This is a genomic window from Curtobacterium sp. ABR8, assembly GCF_057812125.1.
Window position 1 is genome coordinate 2337439 of the sequence record NZ_CM173818.1, and the last position, 21281, is coordinate 2358719.

22 protein-coding genes are annotated in these 21281 nt (G+C 69.8%); 1 reads left to right on the forward strand and 21 read right to left on the reverse strand.

What is annotated here, in order from left to right; genetic code table 11:
• Positions 1 to 132 precede the first annotated feature (132 nt).
• The 15 genes from ACXKZB_RS11145 to ACXKZB_RS11215 all read right to left on the reverse strand — a co-directional run bounded on the left by ACXKZB_RS11145 (position 133) and on the right by ACXKZB_RS11215 (position 12634).
• Positions 133 to 954, reverse strand: a complete 822-nt coding sequence (locus ACXKZB_RS11145; RefSeq protein WP_123312402.1) for a PP2C family protein-serine/threonine phosphatase — start codon at positions 952 to 954, stop codon at positions 133 to 135.
• A 3-nt stretch (positions 955 to 957) separates the two neighbouring features.
• The gene (locus ACXKZB_RS11150; RefSeq protein WP_488823169.1) at positions 958 to 1653 is read right to left on the reverse strand and encodes an FHA domain-containing protein; all 696 of its coding nucleotides are present in this window, start codon (positions 1651 to 1653) and stop codon (positions 958 to 960) included.
• A 97-nt stretch (positions 1654 to 1750) separates the two neighbouring features.
• The gene (locus ACXKZB_RS11155) at positions 1751 to 2344 is read right to left on the reverse strand and encodes a hypothetical protein (RefSeq protein ID WP_488823170.1); all 594 of its coding nucleotides are present in this window, start codon (positions 2342 to 2344) and stop codon (positions 1751 to 1753) included.
• 104 nt (positions 2345 to 2448) lie between these two features.
• Positions 2449 to 3219 carry a YaaA family protein gene (locus tag ACXKZB_RS11160; RefSeq protein WP_488825885.1) on the reverse strand — a complete coding sequence of 257 codons (771 nt, stop codon included), beginning with the start codon at positions 3217 to 3219 and terminating at the stop codon, positions 2449 to 2451.
• Complete coding sequence (locus ACXKZB_RS11165; protein WP_027465776.1) at positions 3216 to 3479, reverse strand: F0F1 ATP synthase subunit epsilon; 264 nt, start codon at positions 3477 to 3479, stop codon at positions 3216 to 3218. The genes ACXKZB_RS11160 and ACXKZB_RS11165 overlap by 4 nt, the downstream gene beginning before the upstream one ends.
• Before the next feature lies 1 nt (position 3480).
• A complete protein-coding gene (gene atpD / locus ACXKZB_RS11170; RefSeq protein WP_065959250.1) occupies positions 3481 to 4935 on the reverse strand; it encodes a F0F1 ATP synthase subunit beta in 1455 nt (484 codons plus the stop codon).
• Between the two features lie 47 nt (positions 4936 to 4982).
• A complete protein-coding gene (locus tag ACXKZB_RS11175) occupies positions 4983 to 5885 on the reverse strand; it encodes a F0F1 ATP synthase subunit gamma (RefSeq protein ID WP_123312398.1) in 903 nt (300 codons plus the stop codon).
• Positions 5886 to 7514: a F0F1 ATP synthase subunit alpha gene (gene atpA, locus ACXKZB_RS11180; RefSeq protein WP_123312397.1), complete on the reverse strand. Its 1629-nt coding sequence runs from the start codon at positions 7512 to 7514 to the stop codon at positions 5886 to 5888.
• Positions 7515 to 7621: 107 nt separating this feature from the next.
• Positions 7622 to 8416 carry a F0F1 ATP synthase subunit delta gene (locus tag ACXKZB_RS11185; RefSeq protein WP_222657839.1) on the reverse strand — a complete coding sequence of 265 codons (795 nt, stop codon included), beginning with the start codon at positions 8414 to 8416 and terminating at the stop codon, positions 7622 to 7624.
• 2 nt (positions 8417 to 8418) lie between these two features.
• On the reverse strand, positions 8419 to 8973 hold the full coding sequence (locus ACXKZB_RS11190; protein WP_222657840.1) for a F0F1 ATP synthase subunit B: 555 nt from the start codon (positions 8971 to 8973) through the stop codon (positions 8419 to 8421).
• 9 nt (positions 8974 to 8982) lie between these two features.
• Positions 8983 to 9219 carry an ATP synthase F0 subunit C gene (atpE, locus tag ACXKZB_RS11195; RefSeq protein ID WP_027465781.1) on the reverse strand — a complete coding sequence of 79 codons (237 nt, stop codon included), beginning with the start codon at positions 9217 to 9219 and terminating at the stop codon, positions 8983 to 8985.
• A gap of 61 nt (positions 9220 to 9280) precedes the next feature.
• Positions 9281 to 10141 (reverse strand): F0F1 ATP synthase subunit A, encoded by an 861-nt coding sequence (gene atpB, locus ACXKZB_RS11200; RefSeq protein ID WP_333925860.1) that lies wholly within the window; start codon positions 10139 to 10141, stop codon positions 9281 to 9283.
• 107 nt (positions 10142 to 10248) lie between these two features.
• Positions 10249 to 10740: a Cg1360 family ATP-synthase-associated protein gene (locus tag ACXKZB_RS11205; RefSeq protein ID WP_111083867.1), complete on the reverse strand. Its 492-nt coding sequence runs from the start codon at positions 10738 to 10740 to the stop codon at positions 10249 to 10251.
• Entirely contained in the window at positions 10737 to 11963 is a 1227-nt protein-coding gene (locus ACXKZB_RS11210) for an MraY family glycosyltransferase (RefSeq protein WP_123312394.1), read from the reverse strand. The genes ACXKZB_RS11205 and ACXKZB_RS11210 overlap by 4 nt, the downstream gene beginning before the upstream one ends.
• Positions 11960 to 12634 carry an L-threonylcarbamoyladenylate synthase gene (locus tag ACXKZB_RS11215; protein ID WP_222657842.1) on the reverse strand — a complete coding sequence of 225 codons (675 nt, stop codon included), beginning with the start codon at positions 12632 to 12634 and terminating at the stop codon, positions 11960 to 11962. Before ACXKZB_RS11215 ends, ACXKZB_RS11210 begins: the two co-directional genes overlap by 4 nt.
• A gap of 37 nt (positions 12635 to 12671) precedes the next feature.
• On the opposite strand from ACXKZB_RS11215, the gene ACXKZB_RS11220 reads away from it, so the two are divergent.
• Positions 12672 to 13322, forward strand: coding sequence for an HAD family hydrolase (locus ACXKZB_RS11220; RefSeq protein ID WP_488823171.1), 651 nt, complete (start codon positions 12672 to 12674; stop codon positions 13320 to 13322).
• Positions 13323 to 13358: 36 nt separating this feature from the next.
• Here the strand turns inward: ACXKZB_RS11220 and prmC are convergent, their stop codons facing one another.
• From prmC to ACXKZB_RS11250, 6 genes are all read right to left on the reverse strand, one after another.
• A complete protein-coding gene (gene prmC / locus ACXKZB_RS11225) occupies positions 13359 to 14234 on the reverse strand; it encodes a peptide chain release factor N(5)-glutamine methyltransferase (protein WP_488825886.1) in 876 nt (291 codons plus the stop codon).
• A 14-nt stretch (positions 14235 to 14248) separates the two neighbouring features.
• A complete protein-coding gene (gene prfA / locus ACXKZB_RS11230; RefSeq protein ID WP_111083862.1) occupies positions 14249 to 15331 on the reverse strand; it encodes a peptide chain release factor 1 in 1083 nt (360 codons plus the stop codon).
• Between the two features lie 3 nt (positions 15332 to 15334).
• Positions 15335 to 17602, reverse strand: coding sequence for a transcription termination factor Rho (rho, locus tag ACXKZB_RS11235; protein ID WP_488823172.1), 2268 nt, complete (start codon positions 17600 to 17602; stop codon positions 15335 to 15337).
• A gap of 193 nt (positions 17603 to 17795) precedes the next feature.
• Entirely contained in the window at positions 17796 to 18734 is a 939-nt protein-coding gene (gene thrB / locus ACXKZB_RS11240) for a homoserine kinase (protein ID WP_111084152.1), read from the reverse strand.
• Positions 18735 to 18811: 77 nt separating this feature from the next.
• A complete protein-coding gene (gene thrC / locus ACXKZB_RS11245) occupies positions 18812 to 19891 on the reverse strand; it encodes a threonine synthase (RefSeq protein WP_222657846.1) in 1080 nt (359 codons plus the stop codon).
• Positions 19892 to 19962: 71 nt separating this feature from the next.
• The gene (locus ACXKZB_RS11250) at positions 19963 to 21270 is read right to left on the reverse strand and encodes a homoserine dehydrogenase (protein ID WP_194651548.1); all 1308 of its coding nucleotides are present in this window, start codon (positions 21268 to 21270) and stop codon (positions 19963 to 19965) included.
• Positions 21271 to 21281: the final 11 nt, after the last annotated feature.

Below are 21281 nucleotides of genomic sequence, written 5' to 3' on the forward strand. Positions count from 1 at the left end.
CTCCTCCCCGGCCGAGCGGCCAACTCTCTCGTCGTGGCACAGTCATTGTACGAAGCGCCGGTGACCGTCGATCCGCCCACCGACCACCTGTGCACGGGTGCACTCCCCCAGTTCGGGGGGTCCTGACATCGGTCAGTGCCGCGGGAGCGTGTCCTCGAGGTCACCGTCGTCGGGCGCGGCATCGACCTGGAGCACGACGACGGTGACGTTGTCCCGACCGCCGGCGACGACCGCGTCACCGACCAGGCGTTCGGCGAGCTCCTGCGCGCCGGCTTCCCGCGCGGCGATGCGTGCGATGCCGGCGTCGCCGAGTTCCTTCGTCAGTCCGTCGGAGCAGACGATGTAGCGGTCACCCGCGCGGAGCGGCAGCGTCCACCAGTCCGGTGCCGGTGGCTCGCCGAACCCGACCGCGCGGGTGATGACGTTGCTGTCCGGGTGCTGCTCGGCGTCCTCGGCGCGCAGCAGGCCGGCGTCCACCATCTCCTGCACCACGGAGTGGTCCACGGTGACGCGTCGCAGGACACCGTCCTCGATGCGGTAGGTCCGGGAGTCGCCGACGTTGAAGACGAGTGCGGCCGGCTGGCCGAGCGACGCGACCAGTGCGATGCCGGTGACGGTCGTCCCGGCGCCGATCGCGTTGCCACCGGCTGCGCGTTCGATGTCGGCGGTCGCGAGCAGCAGCGCCCGCTGGATGCCCTGCCGCGAGGTGAACGACTCCTGCGTCACCTGCTCGAGCCGACGCACGACGGCGTCGCTCGCGCGGTCACCGGCGAGGTGACCGCCCATGCCGTCGGCGACGACGAAGAAGGGCGCCCCGACGATGTAGCTGTCCTCGTTGTGGTCACGCCGACGACCGACGTCGGTCGCGGCTCCCCACGAGAGCGTCAGGGTGGCACCGTCGGCACCGGGGACGTCGATGGCGTGCGCAGTCGCTGCTCGGCCGAGTTCGGTCACGTTTCAGGATCGCTCTCTGGGGGGTCGGGGCGTGCCGGGTGCTGTCTGGTCGGTGGGCCACGGGGGAACCGGTGTGGACCCGTCCGCCGTCGGTGCGACCCGGAGGTACGGCGACAGGACCTCGATGGCGTTGCCGTCACCGACCTCGACTACCGTACCCGTCAGTGCGACGATCGACGCACCCGATGCCATGCGGTACACCGGCGCGCCGGCCGGCCGGATGACGGTGCCGTTCGTGGACCGCAGGTCCTGCACGACCACGGCTTCGCCCTCGGCGTGGATGCGGACGTGCGACGACGACACCTGGCCGTTGACGGACCGCACCGTCACGAGTTCCGGTTCCGGGCCGCTGGTGATCCGCGGCAGCGACGGGCGCCGGCCGATGATCACCGGGTGGTCCAGTCGGAAGGTGCGGTCGCCGATGCGGACGGACGGCACACGCGCCGCGGGCGCGGCAGGGACGGACGGGAGGCCCGGCACGGCTCCGACGGGCTCGCTCGGTCCGGCGGTGCTCCGGACACGGGCGCGAACGATCGTGTCCTCCGGGTCGGCTCCGTCGACGGCCGGCTCGCCGTCGGGCGCCGACGGCTCCGTGCGCGGTCGGATGACGGTGTCGCCGAACAGGTCGTCGACACGGTCGCCGCCGCCCGTACCGTGGGGTCGACGGATGACGGTGTCCTCGATGTCGTCGTCGCGCAACCGGAGCCCTTCGGATGTGGTCCCACCAACCGTAGACGATCCGGTCGACCCGTCACACCGTGTCGTCCGTCGTGCGGGTGACCGGGGCCTGGGCCGGTCACGATCGGCGCCGGTCGCGATCGGCGCCGGTCACGGGGCGGTCACTCCACGTCGGGGAACTACCGGCCAGCACGGAGCGCAGGACCAGGCCGGCGAGCGGGTCGTCTGCGCGGGTCTCGAGGGCGTAACGCGCCCGGGTCTCCGCTCGGGCCGACGACCCGAGCGCCCACGCGCACCAGGCTCCGAGCGCGAGCGCACCGGCGGCCCCGACCGCGCTGTCCCCCAGCCGGTCCTCGGCGCGCCAGACCCGCCACGCCTCGGCACACCGGTCGCCAGCCGTCCGCACACGGTCGCGGTCGGGTTCGGGCCCGAGGCCCAGCAGCGCTGGCGGCACGGGGCCGTCGGACGGGTCGAACCCGCGGACCGACCGTGGATCCGGCAGATCGCGTGCCACCAGGAACGGCACGAGGGCCAGACGTGTCGCGAGGGCACCACACGCCGTGACGATCGCGATCGCCCCGGTCCTGGTGCAGGTGCCAGCGCCGGGCGCGACCAGTGATGCCGCGGCCGCGGGCAGTGTGACCGCCGCCGCGATCTCGCGAGGGAAACGGACTGCGGTCTGGTCGGGGGAACGTGCCGTCGAGGGGATCATGCACGCCATCGAAGCGTGATCCGGGCCTCCCGGCAGGCACGAGCCGACCACCTGTGGACAGCACCGCCCCGGCCCGACCTGTGGAGGACGGACCGGGGCGATGGTCAGACAGTGACGGGTTCGAGGCTCTCGGCGACCAGGTCCCACCCGGAGTCGCTGCGCTCGACGACGACACCGTTGGCCGCGGCCCAGTCGACCAGCTCGTCCATGGTCGCGACGACCGCTCCGGTACGCGCGAGCAGCGCGACCAACCGCCCCTTCGCGGTCTTGTTCCAGTGGTTCAACGCTCGCCGTCGACCGGAGCCGTCGACGCTCACGACGCGCGGGGCGACGGAGCCCGGGACGGGACCGAGCTGGCGGTAGCCCTCCGACCGGAGGTCGAGGACCAGGCCGTCTGCCCGCTCGTCCAGGACCCGGGACGAGACCGACGGCCAGTGTGACGCGAGCCGGAGGTTCCCGAGCCGGGAGTCGTGCGACAGCCGGTACGCCGGGATCGGGTCGCCCGCGCCGATCGGACCGAACATCGCCGACTGCACGACCACGTGGCCGAACCACCACGACCGCGTCGAGTCGTCGGCCGTCTGCGCACCGAGCGGGTCGTAGAGCACCCCCGTGTAGCGCTCGATCGCGGGCATCGTGCCCGACGTGTCGAGCTCGAGGTTCCGGAACCGTTCGGCGATCGACTTCGGTCCGAGCTTGAGAGCCGTCCTGGCCGAGGACTCCTCGGAACTGACAGAGCGGGCCGCGGTGATCACCGCGGCCCGCTCATCGGCCAGTTCCGGGAACGAGAGTGCACGCAGATCGAGCGTGCGGCTCGTGTCCCCACCCTCCCGCTTCGTCTCCGAAGGCGGGAGGAGGACGGTCAGTCCGGTCAGGACGCCAGCGCGGCCTGCCGCGCGACGATCGTCACCGTGTCGTGCTCCACCGACAGGAAGCCGTCTTCGGCGTCGACCGCGACGGTCGACCCGTCGGCCCGCGTGATGCGGACCTGACCCTGCGCAAGGATCGCGAGCATCGGCTCGTGCCCCGCGAGGATGCCGATCTGGCCCTCTGTCGTGCGTGCCACGACCATGGTGGTGTCGCCCGACCAGACCTCACGGTCGGCCGAGACGACGCTCACGCTGAGACCCGCCATGTCAGCGGTTCTCCTTCTGGATCTGTGCCCACTTCTCTTCCACGTCGTTGATGCCACCGACGTTGAAGAACGCCTGCGTCGCAACGTGGTCGAACTCGCCGTCGGCGATGGCGCGGAAGGACTCGATGGTGTCCTTGAGCGGCACCGTGGAGCCCTCGACGCCCGTGAACTTCTTCGCCATGTAGGTGTTCTGCGAGAGGAACTGCTGGATACGACGAGCGCGCTCGACCGTGATCTTGTCCTCTTCGGAGAGCTCGTCGACACCGAGGATGGCGATGATCTCCTGCAGTTCCTTGTTCTTCTGGAGGATCTGCTTGACGCGCGTGGCCGTCTCGTAGTGGTCGGCGCCCAGGTACCGCGGGTCCATGATCCGCGACGTCGAGGTCAGCGGGTCGATCGCGGGGTACAGACCCTGCGACGCGATCTCACGCGAGAGCTCGGTGGTCGCGTCGAGGTGCGCGAACGTGGTGGCCGGAGCCGGGTCGGTGTAGTCGTCAGCCGGCACGTAGATCGCCTGCAGCGAGGTGATCGAGTGACCACGCGTCGAGGTGATGCGCTCCTGGAGCACACCCATCTCGTCGGCGAGGTTGGGCTGGTAGCCCACGGCGGACGGCATGCGACCGAGCAGCGTCGAGACCTCGGAGCCGGCCTGCGTGAAGCGGAAGATGTTGTCGATGAAGAGGAGCACGTCCTGCTTCTGGACATCGCGGAAGTACTCCGCCATCGTCAGCGCCGACAGGGCCACGCGAAGACGCGTTCCCGGCGGCTCGTCCATCTGGCCGAACACGAGAGCCGTCTTGTCGAAGACCCCCGCCTCTTCCATCTCACCGATGAGGTCGTTGCCCTCACGGGTGCGCTCACCGACACCGGCGAACACCGACACACCGCCGTGGTCCTGCGCGACGCGCTGGATCATCTCCTGGATGAGGACGGTCTTGCCGACGCCCGCACCACCGAAGAGGCCGATCTTGCCACCCTGCACGTACGGGGTGAGGAGGTCGATGGACTTGATGCCGGTCTCGAACATCGAGGTCTTCGACTCGAGCTGGTCGAAGGCCGGGGCCTTGCGGTGGATCGGCCAGCGCTCGGTGATCTCGAGCTTCTCGTCCGTGTTGAGCACGTTCCCGAGGACGTCGAACACCTTGCCCTTGGTGACGTCGCCGACGGGGACCGAGATCGGAGCGCCCGAGTCACGGACCTCCTGGCCACGGACCAGGCCGTCGGTCGGCTTCAGGGAGATGGCACGGACCAGGTCGTCGCCCAGGTGCTGGGCGACCTCGAGGCCGATCTCCTGCGACGAGTCACCGATGGTGATGGTCGTGAACAGGAGGTTGTACATCTCCGGGATTGCGTCGTGGGGGAACTCGATGTCGACGACGGGACCCGTGACACGGGCGATCCGGCCGACACCGGGCGCCGACGACGTCTCGACCGCGGTGGTTGCGGTGTCGGTCATGGCTGGTGCCTTCCTGAGGGTGGGTATCTGTCCGCGAACGACGCGGACTACTTCTTCTTCGACGAGAGGGCGTCGGCGCCGCCGACGATCTCGGAGATCTGCTGGGTGATCTCCGCCTGACGCGCGTTGTTCGCGAGTCGGGTGAAGTCACGGATCAGCGAGTCCGCGTTGTCGCTGGCCGCCTTCATCGCCTTCTGACGGGCGGCGTGCTCGGAAGCAGCCGACTGCAGCATGGCGTTGAAGATGCGGCTCTCGATGTAGACCGGGAGCAGCGAGTCGAGCACCGCATCGGCGTCCGGCTCGAACTCGTAGAGCGGCAGGGGCTCGTTGCCCTCGGGCTCCTCGACCCCTTCGACGACCTCGAGGGGCAGCAGGCGAACGACCTGCGGCTCCTGCGTCGCCAGGCTGAGGAACCGGTTGAACACGATGTGGATCTCGTCCACGCCGCCCTCTGCGGTGTCCTGGAGGAACTTCGCCACGACGGCGTCGCCGATCTCCTTGGCCGTCGAGAACTCCGGCTGGTCGGTGTTGCCGACCCACTGCTGCTCCGACGCGCGCTCACGGAACGCGAAGTACCCGACGGACTTGCGACCGACCAGGTAGTAGACGACGTCCTTGCCCTCGCTGCGGAGCAGGGAGGCGAGCTCCTCGCCCTGCTTGAGGACGTTCGTGCTGAACGCACCGTTCAGGCCGCGGTCCGAGGTGAAGAGCACCACGGCCGCACGGGTCGAGGACTCCGGCTCGGTGGTCAGCACGTGGTCGACGTTCGAGAACGTCGCCACGGCCGACACCGCACGCGTCACGGCTCGCGAGTACGGGCCGGACGCAGCCATGCGGGCCTGCGCCTTCTGGATCCGCGACGCCGAGATCAGTTCCATCGCGCGAGTGACCTTCTTCGTGGTCTTCGCGGACTTGATTCGCTGTCGGTAGACCCGGACCTGCGCTGCCATCTAGCGACGACCCTTGACGATCTGCTCCTGGTCGACGTCCTCGGCGTCTGCCGCGTCGAACTGCTCGGAGCCGAGGGTCTTGCCGTCGCTCGTCTGGAAGCTCTTCGAGAACTCGTCGATCTGCTTCGACATCTCGGCGACGGTCTCGTCGCTGAGCTGGTTCGTCTCGCGCAGGGTCGTGAGGACCTCGGAGTTGCGACGCAGGTGGTCGAGCAGTTCGGACTCGAAGCGCAGCACGTCCGGCACCGGAACGGTGTCGAGCTTGCCGTTGGTGCCGGCCCAGATGGACACGACCTGCTCCTCGACCGGGTACGGCGAGTACTGCGGCTGCTTGAGGAGCTCGGTCAGGCGGGCACCACGATCCAGCTGACGACGCGACGCCTGGTCGAGGTCGGACGCGAACATCGCGAACGCCTCGAGGGAGCGGTACTGCGCCAGCTCGAGCTTCAGCGTGCCGGAGACCTTCTTGATCGACTTCACCTGGGCGTCACCTCCGACGCGGGACACCGAGATGCCCACGTCGACGGCCGGACGCTGGTTCGCGTTGAAGAGGTCCGACTGCAGGAAGATCTGGCCGTCGGTGATCGAGATGACGTTGGTCGGGATGTACGCCGAGACGTCGTTCGCCTTGGTCTCGATGATCGGGAGACCCGTCATCGAACCGGCGCCGAGCTCGTCGGACAGCTTCGCACAACGCTCCAGCAGACGGGAGTGCAGGTAGAAGACGTCACCCGGGTACGCCTCGCGCCCCGGCGGACGACGCAGGAGGAGCGACACGGCACGGTAGGCCTCGGCCTGCTTCGACAGGTCGTCGAAGATGATGAGGACGTGCTTGCCGGAGTACATCCAGTGCTGGCCGATGGCCGAACCGGTGTACGGAGCGAGGTACTTGAAGCCGGCCGGGTCGGACGCGGGAGCGGCGACGATGGTGGTGTACTCCATCGCACCGGCGTCCTCGAGCGCGCCCTTGACGGAGGCGATCGTGGAGCCCTTCTGACCGATGGCGACGTAGATGCAGCGGACCTGCTTGTCCTCGTCGCCGGACTCCCAGTTGGCCTTCTGGTTGATGATCGTGTCGATCGCGATGGCCGTCTTGCCGGTCTGGCGGTCGCCGATGATCAGCTGACGCTGACCACGGCCGACGGGGATCATCGCGTCGATGGCCTTGATGCCGGTCTGCAGCGGCTCGTGCACCGACTTGCGGGACATGACGCCGGGAGCCTGGAGCTCGAGGGCACGACGCCCTTCGGCTGCGATCTCGCCGAGGCCGTCGATCGGAGCGCCGAGGGGGTCGACGACGCGGCCGAGGAAGCCGTCACCGACGGGGGCCGAGAGGACCTCACCGGTACGCGTGACTTCCATGCCTTCTTCGATGCCGGCGAACTCGCCGAGCACGATCGCGCCGATCTCGTCTTCGTCGAGGTTCTGGGCCAGGCCGAGCGTGCCGTCCGCGAAGCGGATGAGCTCGTTGGCCATGACGCCGGGGAGGCCCTCGACGTGCGCGATGCCGTCACCGGCGTCGGTGACGTGCCCGACCTCGGCCGTGGAGGCCTTCGTCGGCTCGTAGTTCGAGACGAAGTCCTTCAGGGCATCACGGATCTCATCGGGGCTGATGGTGATGTCTGCCATGGGATTTTCCTTGTGGTTTTCCGGGGCCCTTCGGCTCCGAGAGGGTGACGCTGCCGGACTCGGCAGTTCCCGTTGTGGACTTGGGAGGAGCGGCTTCGACCGTACGCCTAGCCGGCGAGCTGGAGCCGGAGCTCCGAGAGCCGCGTGGACACGGTGCCGTCGATGACGTCGCCGCCGATCTGCACCCGGACCCCGCCGACGACCGTGGGGTCGACGACCTGGTTGATGCTGATGTCCTTGCCGTAGCGCTCGGCCAGACCGCGTGCAACGCGTGCCGACTGGGCGGTCGTGAGTGCCGTGGCGGTGACCACGGTCGCGACGAGCTTGCCGTCCTGCTCGGCCACGATGCGCGAGGCATCGCGGACGAGTTCACCGATGCGGCGGCCGCGAGGCTGCTGCACGAGCGCGGAGACGATGGTCACGGTCTGCTGCGACGCCTTCGGGCCGAGGAGCCGCTCGACGAGCGCGCCCTTCTGTGCCGGGCTACCGAGCTTCGTGCCGAGTGCCAGCTCGAGGCCGGCGTCCGAACGGACGGCGGTCTCGAAGGCGAACAACTCGGACTCGATCGGCGAGCCCGGACCCGCGGTGGCGGCGACGGCGCGGATGCCCGCGTCCTCGATGCCTGCGAGCAGGTCCTGCTGCGAGGACCAGCGCGAGCCGGCCACCGCGGTCAGGACCGCACGAGTCGCGTTCGACTGGCCGGCGAAGACGCGGTCGATGAGGACCTTCTTGCCGGCCGGGTCGGCCGTCGGGTCGGACAGCAGCCCGAGCAGCTGCGGCGCACCGGCGATCGCACGCCCGGAGGCGAGGATCTCGGCACCCGCGGCCAGGTCGGCGCTCGAACCGAGGTCCGAGAGCACCGCCCTGGTGGACGCGAGTGCTTCTCTGGTAGCGCTGCGCATGCTCAGTGCTCCCCCGTCTTCGTGGCCTGCGAGGCCTCGAGGTCGGCGAGGAAGCGGTCGACGACTGCCGACGACTTGGCGTCGTCCTTGAGCGATTCGCCGATCACGCCGGACGCGAGGTCGAGGGCAAGGGTGCCCACCTCGGACCGGAGGGACTGGACGGCGCTCTGGCGCTCGGCTTCGATCTGCGCCTGGGCGTTGGCCGTGATGCGTGCTGCATCGGCCGCTGCCTGCTCGCGGACCTCGTTGCCGATCGCCGTGGCGTCTGCGCGGGCCTGCTCGCGGATGCGGGACGCCTCGGAGCGGGCGTCGGCGAGCTGCTTGTTGTACTCGTCGAGCGCAGCAGCGGCCTGCTCCTGAGCAGCCTCTGCCTTCTTGATGCCACCCTCGATGGCCTCGGTGCGCTCATCGAGCATCTTCGTGATGCGCGGCGTGACGACACGCCACATCACCAAGAAGATGATGACGAAGGCAACCAACGACCACACGATGTCGTACACCGGCGGAATGAGGGGGTTGTGCGTCTCCTCCGCCGCGATGATGAGTGCGTTGTGCATCGAGGAACCTTAGTTGGTGAAGATGAAGTACGTGGCGATGCCGATGAAGGCCAGGGCCTCGGTGAAGGCGATACCGATGTACATGAGGGTCGTCAGGCGGCCCTGGAGCTCGGGCTGGCGGGCGACGGACTCGATCGTCTTGCCGACGACGATGCCGACACCGATGGCCGGGCCGATCGCAGCGAGGCCGTAGCCAACCGTCGCGATGTTGCCGTTGATCTCCGCGAGAACGGTCGTTGCGTCCACGTGTTTTCCTTTCGAGGTGCGGGTCCGACGGTTGCCGGTCCCGTAGGGGGTCAGTGAGGAATCAGTGCTCGTCAGCCAGCGCCAGCTGGATGTAGACGGCGGTGAGGAGCATGAAGACGTAGGCCTGCAGCAGCGCGACGAGGATCTCGAAGAAGCTGAACGCGATGCCGAACGCGAGCGTCCCGACGCCGAAGGCCTTGAAGCCGAGCGAAGCGTCGAAAAAGAAGAACTGCGTGGCCGAGAAGAACAGGACGAGCAGCAGGTGCCCGACGACCATGTTCATCAGGAGTCGCAGCGTCAGCGTGACCGGACGGAGCACGAACGTCGAGACGAGCTCGATCGGCGTCACGATGATGTAGAGGAACCACGGCACCCCGGGCGGGAAGAGCGAGTTCCGGAGGAACGTGCCCGGGTGCTTGCGGAGACCCGCGTAGATGAACGCGACGTAGGCGACGATCGCGAGGATCATCGGCATCGCGATGCGACTGGTGCCGGCGAGGTTCATGCCGGGGATCAGACCGGTCAGGTTCATGAACAGCACGCCGAAGAAGATCGTCGCCAGGAGCGGCAGGAATCGCTTGCCGTCCTTCTCTCCGAGGTTGTCGAAGGTGTTGCGACGAACGACGTCGAACGCGTACTCGATGAACGCCTGACCGCGGTTCGGGACGAGCTTCAGCGCGCGGGTTCCCACGAAGGCGAACACCAGGAGCACGGCGACGGCGAAGAAGCGGATGAGGACGACCCGATCGATCTCGAACGGCGTCCCGGCGAAGAAGATCGCATCCGGGAAGAACTCGTTGATCGACGGACCATGGAACTCGGCGGCCTTGCTGCTCCCCGCCGCAACGGTGTCAACCGCAGCAGAGAGGGACAGGGGAAGAGCGTGGGATAGCAGCGCTGTCTCCTGTGTCGGCGCGCGCACATCATGGCACGCGATGGTGGACGTTGTGGAGGCTTGCCCGCTCCGAGCGAAAGGCTCCGGTGGCGGACTCCGAGAAGCCTATCAGGTGCGAGAGGCTTCCCGGCTTCTCAGTTGCGGGGGGTCGGGTTCTCAGCGTCCGCGGAGCCATCGGCCCCGTCGCCGGGCAGCTGCACGCCGATCGGGATGCGGGCCTTCGCCACCGCGACGACGTCGATGACCAGGGACCCGACGACACCCGCGATGATCACGATCGCGAGCACCGGGAAGTCCACCCAGGTGCGGTCCTTCAGCGCCACGAGCAGCACGATGAAGACGATGAACTTGAGCAGCCAGGTGCCCATCACGATGCCGAAGAAGGCACCCGAGATCATCTGTCCCTTGGAGACGCGCAGCGCGACGAGGACACTGACGGCGGTCAGCCCGAGGAACACGACGCTGAGCACGGCACCGAGCAGGCCGCCGACGAGCCCGGGAGTGTCGGCGACGAGCAGTCCCACGACTCCCCCGACGATCGCCAGGGCGACGGCGAGGACCGCTCCCCAGGTGATGATGCGGCGGAACACCGGCCGGACGTGGTCGAGCGCGTTCGGTGCGGTCACGTGATGTCTCCTGGGATGGTGCGGTCGTTGGCGGCCCGGTCGAGCGGGTCGAGGCTGGCGTCCACCACGGCGGCGGAGCGGTTGGCGGTCTGGGCGGCGATCTCGGTCCGCTTCCGGCCGAGCGGCGCGAACGTGGCAACCGCGCACACGGTGAAGCCGACCGCGACGAAGGTGACCACCCAGTACCAGTCGACGAACAGGAACAGCAGGCACCCGACCGCGACGGTGGCGGTCCACGCGTAGAAGATCAGCACGGCGTGGAAGTGCGAGTGCCCCATGTCGAGCAGGCGGTGGTGCAGGTGCTTGCGGTCGGCCGAGAACGGGGACTTCCCGGCACTGAGCCGCCTGGTGACCGCCAGGCCGAAGTCGAGGATCGGCACGATCAGGATCGCGAAGGGCAGCAGGATCGGGATGAAGGCCGGCAGCAGTGCCTGGCGTGTCTGCACCGCTGCCGGATCGATGTTGCCCGTGACCGACACCGCGCTCGTGGCCATCAGGAAGCCGACGAGCAGGGCTCCGGCGTCACCCATGAAGAGCTTCGCGGGGTGCCAGTTGAGGATGAGGAACCCGAAGCAGGACCCGACGAGCACCGCCGTCAGCAGGGACGGCAGGTTGAAGAAGAACTCGGTCTGCACGACCACGCGGTTGATGAAGAACGTGTAGAGGAAGAACACCCCGCCGGCGATGATCGCGACCCCCGCGACCAAGCCGTCGAGTCCGTCGATGAAGTTCACCGCGTTCATCACGAGCACCACCGCCAGCACCGTGAAGATCAGGCTCATGTACGACGAGCCGACCCCCAGGGTGTTCCCGATCGGCAGCGACACGATGGCCACGCCCTGCCAGGCGAGGATGCCCGCGGCGATGATCTGCCCCGCGAGCTTCGTCATCCAGTCGAGGTCCCAGATGTCGTCCGCGACACCGAGGACCACGATGATCGTCGCTCCCCCGAGCACGGCCAACACGCGGCCCGGCTCGGAGAACACCAGCCGGAAGTAGTCGGTCCCCGCGATCGAGGGGAACAGGAACCACGCCGCCAGCAGCGACACGATGACGCCGATGTACATCGCGATCCCGCCGAGGCGCGGCGTGGGCGTGCGGTGCACGTCCCGCTCGCGGACCTGGGGGTACCACTTGTACTTCAGCCCGAGCTTCCAGACGAGCACGCTGACCAGGAAGCTCACGACCGCGGCGATCGCCCCCGCCAGCAGGTAGTACTTCATCCGACGAGGTCGGCTCCGACGACCCGGGTGATCTCGTCGTCGGAGATCACCCCGTGCCGGACGATGCGGAGCTTCCCGCCGTCCGACAGCCCCGTCGCGTCGACGATCGTCGACCCGGTCGAGGCCTCGAAGCCCTCGTGCGCGCCGATGGCGCCACCGTCCAGGTACACGGCGACGCTGTCCCCGAGCATCCGCTCGGCGGCATCGACGTCCATCGCGGCCGGGTCCCCGGTCGAGTTCGCTGACGAGACCGCGAGCGGACCCACCTCTTGCAGGAGCTCGAGCGCGATCCGCGAGTCCGGCATCCGCAGGGCGACCGTGCCCCGCGTCTCGCCGAGGTCCCAGTCGAGCGACGGCTGTGCCCGCAGGATCACGGTCAGCCCGCCGGGCCAGAACTCGGCGACGAGGTCGCGCACCTGCTGCGGCACGTCGCTCGCGAGCGCGTCGAGCGTCGGCGGGCCGGGGATGAGCACCGGCGGCGGCGACTGCCGCGTCCGGCCCTTCGCGTCGAGCAGCCGCTGGACGGCGGCCGCGTTGAAGGCGTCCGCGGCGAGGCCGTAGACGGTGTCGGTGGGGACGACGACGAGGTCTCCGCGCCCGAGGGCGGCACGTGCGAGCCGCATCCCGGTCAGGAGCCCGTCGGAGTCGGTGCAGTCGTATCGGGATGCCATGACTCGACGATGATAGTGCGACACAATGGAGGACATCGTGAACGAGACCCCTGCGCCCCACCTCCTGTTCCTCTTCGACATGGACGACGTCCTGGTCCGGTACGACTGGCAGGTGCGGATGGCCGCACTCTCCGAGTTCACCGGACACGAGTTCGCGGAGCTCCGCCGGCGCTGGTGGGACTGCGGCCACGAGATGCGTGCCGAGGCCGGTGGCTTCGCCGACGGTGACGAGTACCTCGCCGCGTTCGAGCGGGCCATGGAGTGCGACGTCCCCGAGTCCGAGTGGGCGCGGATCCGCGGTGCTGCCATGACCGAGCTGCCCGAGCGCATCGAGGCCGTCCGCATCGCGAGCGAGCACGGGCGTGTCGGCCTGCTCACGAACAACGGGCCGCTCGCCGGTCGGTGGATCCACCGGTGGGCACCCTCGCTGCCCGGGCTGTTCGGCGAGCACCTGGACACGTCGAGCAACTTCGGCGCCCGCAAGCCCGAGCCCGAGGTCTTCCTCCGCGCGGTCGAGCACCACGGCGTGCCCGCCGAGCGCACGTTCTTCGCCGACGACATGCCCGAGAACATCGCGGGCGCCCGGAGCGTCGGCATCCACGCCGTCCTGGTCGAGCGCGACACCGACCTGCGCGAGCACGTCCGCGCCTTCGTCGCGCAGCAGCGCGAGGCCTCCGCCGTCGCCTGACCGACACACCGACCGGGAGGCCCGTGGTGCGTCCGGCTACCGCGTCGCGGTGGTCGTGCGGTCGCGTCCCGTCAGGTCGACGTGCGTCTCCGGGGTCCGGAACCCCCGGCGCGCGAGCACGTCGCGGACGCCGGCGCCCTGCGGCTCGGCGTGCTCGATGACGAGCACCCCGCCGGGAACGAGCAGCCGCCACGCCGTCTCGGCCAGGGCACGCACGGCGTCGAGGCCGTCCGGTCCGCCGTACAGCGCCATCGCGGGGTCGTGGTCGCGCACCTCGGGATCGATCGGGACCGCGTCGTCCGGCACGTACGGCGGGTTCGACACCACGACGGACACCGTGCCGTCCAGTTCGGGCAGCGCGTCGGCCAGGTCACCCTCGACGAGTCGCACCGTGCCGCCGTGGGCGTCGACGTTCCGACGGGTCCAGGGCAGTGCCTCGGGCGAGGCCTCGACCGCGTAGACCACGGCGTTCGGCACCTCGGTGTCCATCGCGATGGCGATCGCACCACTGCCCGAACCGAGGTCGACTGCGATCGGCGCCGGCACCGCGACCGTCCGGAGCGCGTCGATGCCGAACTGCACGACGCCCTCGGTCTCGGGCCGCGGCACGAAGACCCCGGGCCCGACCGCCAGGGTCAGCGCGCGGAAGTACGCCTGCCCGGTGATGTGCTGCAGGGGTTCGCGGGTGCTCCGACGCGCGATCGCGTGCCGGAAGCGCTCGACGTGGTCCGCCGCGATGGCGCCACCGGTCATCGCCCGGGCCTGCACGGCGCCGCGCGACGTGTCGGTCGCCCACGCGAGCAGCAGCTCCGCGTCGACCTGGGGTGTCGGGACGCCGGACGCGACGAGCGCCGCGGCCGCCTGCTCGAGCAGGCGATCCGCGGCGTACGTGACGGGCGTGTCGGCGGTGATCGGTGCCTCCAGGGCTACGCGTCCTGGTCGCCGATGGCGGCCAGACGTGCCTCTTCGTCCGCCTGGATGGCGGACTGGACGACGGGCTCGAGCGCACCGTTCATGACGCGGTCGAGGTCGTACGCCTTGTAGCCGGTGCGGTGGTCCGCGATCCGGTTCTCCGGGAAGTTGTACGTCCGGATGCGCTCCGAACGGTCCATCCCGCGGATCTGCGACTTGCGCGCGTCCGAGGCGATCGCGTCGAGCTCCTCCTGCTGCCGCGCGAGGATGCGTGCACGGAGCACGCGCATGCCGGCCTCACGGTTCTGCAGCTGCGACTTCTCGTTCTGCATCGCCACCGTGATGCCCGTGGGCAGGTGGGTGATGCGGACCGCGGAGTCCGTCGTGTTGACGGACTGGCCGCCGGGACCGGACGACCGGTAGACGTCGATCTTGAGGTCGTTCTGGTTGATCGCGACCTCCTCCGGCTCGTCGACCTCGGGGAACACCAGCACGCCGGTCGTCGAGGTGTGGATGCGCCCCTGCGACTCGGTCTGCGGCACGCGCTGCACGCGGTGCACGCCGCCCTCGTACTTCAGGTGCGCCCAGACGCCCTGCGACGGGTCGGTGGTGTTCGACTTGATCGCGACCTGGACGTCCTTGTAGCCGCCCAGGTCGGACTCGGTGCGCTCGAGGAGCTCGACCTTCCAGCCCTTGGTCTCGGCGTAGTGCGAGTACATGCGCAGGAGGTCGGCCGCGAACAGCGCCGACTCCTCGCCGCCCTCGCCGCCCTTGATCTCCATGATCACGTCGCGTCCGTCGTCGGGGTCGCGCGGGATGAGCAGCCGGCGGAGACGCTCCTGACGCTCCGCCAACTGCTCCTCGAGCCCGGGGACCTCGTCCGCGAACGCCGAGTCCTCACGCGCGAGTTCCTGGGCGGCGGCGAGGTCGTCCCCCGCCGCCTGCCAGGACTCGTACGCGGACTTGATCTGGTTGAGCTCGGCGTAGCGCCGGTTCACCTTCTTCGCCCGGGCCGCATCGGCGTGGAGCGCGGGGTCCGACAGCTGCTGCGTCAGGTCCTCGTGTTCCGCCAGCAGCCCTGCCACCGACTCGAACACGCGTTACTCCTGGTGACCGTTGTGGTGGGCGCCGCCGGTCGTCGGGACCGACTTCTGCACCTGCACCAGGAACTCGACGTTCGACTGCGTCTCCTTGAGATTCCGCAGCACGATCTCGAGGGCCTGCTGCGGGTCGAGCCCGGCGAGGGCCCGACGCAGACGCCAGGTGATCTTGACCTCGTCGGCGGAGAGCAGCTGCTCCTCGCGACGGGTGCCGGAGGCGTTGACGTCGACGGCCGGGAAGATCCGCTTGTCCGCCAGGTGACGGTTGAGGCGGAGCTCCATGTTGCCGGTGCCCTTGAACTCCTCGAAGATGACCTCGTCCATCTTGGAACCGGTCTCGACGAGCGCGGTGGCGAGGATGGTCAGCGAGCCGCCGTCCTCGATGTTGCGCGCCGCACCGAAGAAGCGCTTCGGCGGGTAGAGCGCCGCCGAGTCGACGCCGCCGGAGAGCACGCGGCCCGACGCCGGGGTCGACAGGTTGTACGCACGGCCCAGACGGGTGATCGAGTCGAGCAGGAGCACGACGTCGTGGCCGAGCTCCACCAGGCGCTTCGCGCGCTCGATGGCGAGCTCGGCGACCGTGGTGTGGTCCTCGGCCGGACGGTCGAAGGTCGAGGCGATGACCTCGCCCTTCACCGTGCGCTGCATGTCGGTGACCTCTTCGGGCCGCTCGTCGACCAGGACGACCATGAGGTGCGCCTCGGGGTTGTTCTTCGCGACCGCGTTGGCGATGGCCTGCAGCACGACGGTCTTGCCGGCCTTGGGCGGCGAGACGATCAGGCCGCGCTGGCCCTTGCCGATCGGCGACACGAGGTCGATGATGCGGGTGCTCAGCTTGCCGGGCTCCGTCTCGAGGCGCAGGCGCTCGTTCGGGTACAGCGGGGTGAGGTCGGAGAAGTCGACGCGGGCCGCTGCCTCTTCGGCGGTCTGGCCGTTGACCGAGTCGACGGTCACGAGCGCGTTGTACTTCTGACGGCTCTGCTGCTCGTTGTCACGGGGCTGCTTGATCGAGCCGACGACGGCGTCGCCCTTGCGCAGGTGGTACTTCTTCACCTGGCCGAGCGAGACGTAGACGTCGTTCGGTCCGGGCAGGTAGCCCGTGGTGCGGACGAACGCGTAGTTGTCGAGGACGTCGAGGATGCCCGCGATCGGGATCAGGACGTCGTCCTCGGTGACCTCGGGCTCGAAGTCGTCGTTCTGGCCGCCACGGCCGCGCTTGCGGTCCCGCTGGCGACGGCTGCGGCCGCCCTCGGAGTCGTCGGCGTTCTGCTGGGCCTGCTGGCCCTGCTTCTGCTGACCGTTCTGCTTCTGCTGGTTGGCCGCCTGCTGCTTCTGCTCGGCGCGGTCGTCCTGCTTCTGGTCGCGCTGCTTGGCGTCGTTCTGCTTGGCGTCGGCCTGCTTGGCGTCGCCCTGCTTCTGCTGGTCGCCGCCGTTCTGCTTCTGCTGGCCGCCCTGCTGGTGCTGCTGGCCGTCCTGCTGCGGCTGGTCACCGTTCTGCTCGCCGTTCTCGGCGTTCTGCCCACGGCCACGACCACGACCACGGCTGCGACGGCCGCGACGCGAACCGCCCTCGCCCTGCTGGTCGTTCTGGTCGTTCTGCTCGCCGGAGTCGGCGGCACCGGACTGCTCCTGCGACGCACCCTCGGTGCTCTGCTGGTCGTTCCGGGCCTGCTGGTCGTCCTGCGCAGGTGCCGAGGTCGGCGTCTGCTGGTCGGCCGACTCGTTCGGCTGCTGGGCCTGCTGGTCGGAACCGCGCTGGCCGCGGCCGCGACGCTGTCCACCGGTCTGCGTCTGGGCGGCTTCCTGGGCGTCCTTCTCGGCACGCACCTGGTCGAGGCCCGCGAGCAGGTCCTCGGTGCCGGTGTGGCCGGCATTGGTGTGCTCGGCGGCCGAGGTCGGGCCGGCGTTCACGGTGCCACCGGACGACGCACGACGCGAACGGCGGGCACGCGACGGCGCGGCCGGCTCGGACTCGACGGCGGGGGCCTCGGGGTCGGCGACCGGAGCGGTCGGTGCCTCGGCTGCCGGCTCCGGCAGCGTCGGCTGCTCGGTCACCGGGGCCGTGACGGGGGTCGCGGCGGGCGCTGCCGCGGCGGGGGCGTCGTCCGTCACGGGGCGCTTGTCCTCGATCGAGGCGATGAGGTCGCCCTTGCGGAGCTTGGAGAGCCCGGTGATGCCGAGCGACGAGGCGATGCGCTGGAGTTCCGGCAGTCGGAGGGCGCGCAGGTCGCTGGGGATCTCCACCTGGGCGGAGTTGTTGTCGGTCAAGGTCGGTGTTTCCTTTCGAACCGCAGAACGCGGAGAGTTTCCACCGTCCCGGATGCACGGGTATGCATCGACCGCCGTTCAGACGACGGACCGGGATTCGGTGATCAGAAAGAGAGTGCCCCCGCGCACCGGACCCTGCGCTGCGTCGGAGCTGGCCACGGGATGGACCCCATGGCACGAGCAGTCCGAGCGACTACGCGGGTTCGGCTTCGAGCGCCGAGTGCGCCACCACTGTAGCACCACCGAGATCGACGGCCAGCATGAGCGCCCGCCAGTCGGATTCCCCGTGCCGGGCGACGAGATCCGCGGCGGTGAGCCGTTGCGCCGGGTCGCTGCCGAGCACGAGCAGGCTCGGTCCCGCCCCGGACACGACGGCCGCGAGCCCGTGCTGACGGAGCAGTCCGATCAGTGCGTCGGTCTCCGGCATCGCGCTGGCCCGGTAGGCCTGGTGCAGACGGTCCTCGGTCGCGGCGAGCAGGAGCTCGGGGCTCTGGATGAGCGCGGCGACGAGCAGTGCCGAGCGGGAGACGTTGAACGCGGCGTCGGCGTGCGGGACGTTCTCGGGCTGCAGGGAGCGGGCCAGTTTCGTCGACAGCGTGGACGTCGGCACGAACACGACCGGTGCGACACCGCGGTGCACCAGGAGCCGCTTGTAGGCGGGTCCTTCGGCCGTCATCCACGCGATGGTGAGCCCACCGAACAGTGCGGGGGCGACGTTGTCCGGGTGCCCCTCCATCTCCGTGGCCAGGCTGAGCAGCGTCGAGGCGTCCAGGTCGACGACGCCCTCGAGCAGCCCGCGGGCCGCCATCAGGCCGGCGACGATCGCGGCCGCCGAGGAACCGAGCCCACGGCCGTGCGGGATCGCGTTCGTGGCGTGCAGTTCGAGGCCGGGCTGGTCGACGCCGGCGTGCTCGAGGCCGCGGCGGACGGCGCGAACGACCAGGTTCGTGTCGTCGGTGGCGACCTCGCCTGCGCCGACGCCCTGCACCGTGACGGTGGCGCCGGGTTCCGGGCGGACCCGGACGACGACCTCGTCGTACAGCGAGAGCGCGAGGCCGAGCGAGTCGAACCCCGGGCCGAGGTTCGCGGACGTCGCCGGCACGCGGACGCGCACGGCCCGTCCGGCGGGCACAGCGTGGACCGCCCGTCCGGCCGGTACAGCACTGTGGGCGGTGACGCCCTCCCCCGGTCCGGACGAGCGGTCGAGGCTCACTGCGCCGAGACCAGTCCGAGCACGTCCGCGATCGACTTGGTGTCGACCGGCACGCTCGTCGGGGTGACCTCGCTGCCGTCCTCGGTGCGCAGGGCCCACTGCGGGTCCTTCAGGCCGTGGCCGGTGACGGTGATGACGACCTTCGCGCCCTTCGGCACGATGCCGGCGTCGGCGCGCTCGAGCAGTCCGGCGACGCCGATCGCCGACGCGGGCTCGACGAAGACGCCGACCTCGGCCGACAGGATGTGGTGCGCGGCGAGGATGGCTTCGTCCGAGATGGCCCCGAAGTAGCCGTCGGTCTCGTCGCGGGCCTCGAGGGCGAACTGCCACGAGGCCGGGTTGCCGATGCGGATCGCCGACGCGATGGTGTCCGGGTTCTTGACGACCTCGCCGCGGACGATCGGCGCGGAGCCGGCCGCCTGGAAGCCGAACATGCGCGGGAGCTTCGTCGTGCGGCCGGCGGCCACGTCCTCGCGGTAGCCGCGCGAGTACGCGGTGTAGTTGCCCGCGTTGCCGACCGGCAGGAAGTGGAAGTCCGGGGCGTCACCGAGCACGTCGACGACCTCGAACGCGGCGGTCTTCTGCCCCTCGATGCGGTCGTTGTTGACCGAGTTGACGAGGTGCACCGGGTAGTTCGCGGCCAGGTCGCGGGCGATGTCGAGGCAGTCGTCGAAGTTGCCCTGGACCTGCAGCAGCTGCGCGTCGTGCGCGACGGCCTGGCTGAGCTTGCCCATGGCGATCTTGCCCTCGGGCACGAGCACCGCAGCGGTGATGCCGGCGTGCGTGGCGTACGCGGCGGCCGAGGCGCTGGTGTTGCCGGTCGAGGCGCAGATGACGGCCTTCGCACCGTGCTCGACGGCCTTCGAGATCGCCATCGTCATGCCGCGGTCCTTGAAGGACCCGGTCGGGTTCATGCCCTCGAACTTGACGTAGACCTCGGCGCCGGTGCGCTCGGAGAGCCGACGAGCCGGGATGAGGGGCGTGCCGCCCTCACCGAGCGTGACGATCGGCGTCGCCTCGGTCACGTCGAGTCGGTCGGCGTACTCGCGCAGGACTCCCTGCCACTGGTGGGCCATCAGGCTTCTCTCTCTGTCCGGTGGGTCGGTCTGGTTTTCGGTTCGGGGTCGGCCTGGAGGCCCGTGGTGCGTCAGGCGCCGACGAAGCGCAGGACGCTGGTCACGTCCAGGACCACGTCCTCGCCGCGGAGCGTGCGGACGGTGTCCGCCAGGTCGGCTTCGCGCGCCAGGTGCGTGCCGATGACGAGCGCGGCCGTCCCCTCGGAGGCACCCGCGGTGGTCTGCTCGACGGTCTCGACGCTCACGCCGTGCTTCGCGAGCACGCCGGCGACCGTCGACAGCACGCCGGGGGCGTCCGTGACGTGCAAGGTGATCTGGTAGCGCGTGCGGACGGTGCCGATCGGGAAGACGGGCAGGTCCGACTGGGTCGACTCCGCGACGCCCGGGCCGCCGATGACGTGCCGACGTGCGGCGGACACCAGGTCGCCGAGGACGGCGGACGCGGTCTCGACGCCACCGGCGCCGGCACCGTAGAACATGAGGTCGCCGGCTGCTTCGGCCTCGACGAACACCGCGTTCTTCGCACCGTGCACGCTCGCCAGGGGGTGCGACTCCGGAACGAGGGCCGGGTAGACGCGGGCGCTGACGCCCTCGCGGCCGTCCTCGTCGGTCAGTCGCTCGGCGGTCGCCAGGATCTTCACGACGTAGCCGGCCTTGCGCGCGGCGCGGACCTGCTCAATGGTGACCGACGTGATGCCCTCGCGGTGCACGGCAGCCAGTGGCACCGAGGTGTGGAACGCCAGCGAGGCCAGGATCGCGGCCTTCTGCGCGGCGTCGTAGCCCTCGATGTCGGCGGTCGGGTCGGCCTCGGCGTACCCGAGCTCGGTCGCCGTGGCCAGGGCGTCCTCGAACGTGCTCCCCTGCCGGTCCATCAGGTCGAGGATGAAGTTCGTGGTGCCGTTGACGATGCCCATGATCCGCTCGATGCGGTCACCGGCGAGCGAGTCGTGCAGCGGTCGGATGATCGGGATCGCACCGGCGACGGCGGCCTCGTAGTACAGCTGCGCGCCGACCTGCTCGGCCACCGCGAAGAGCTCCGGACCGTGGGTGGCCAGGAGCGCCTTGTTGCCCGTGACGACGTCCGCGCCGGACTGCAACGCCTGCAGCACGAGCGTGCGCGCGGGCTCGATGCCGCCGATCAGCTCGACGACGATGTCGGCACCGAGGATGAGCGACTCCGCGTCGGTCGTGTAGAGGTCCTTCGGCAGGTCGACGTCGCGCGGGGCGTCGACGTCGCGCACGGCGATCCCGACGAGTTCGAGGCCGGCACCCGCGCGGGAGGCGAGTTCGTCGGCGTGCTCGAGCAGGAGCCGAGCGACCTGGGACCCGACCGAGCCGGCCCCGAGCAGCGCGACGCGGACGTTGCGGTATTCGATCATCTGGTGTGGTT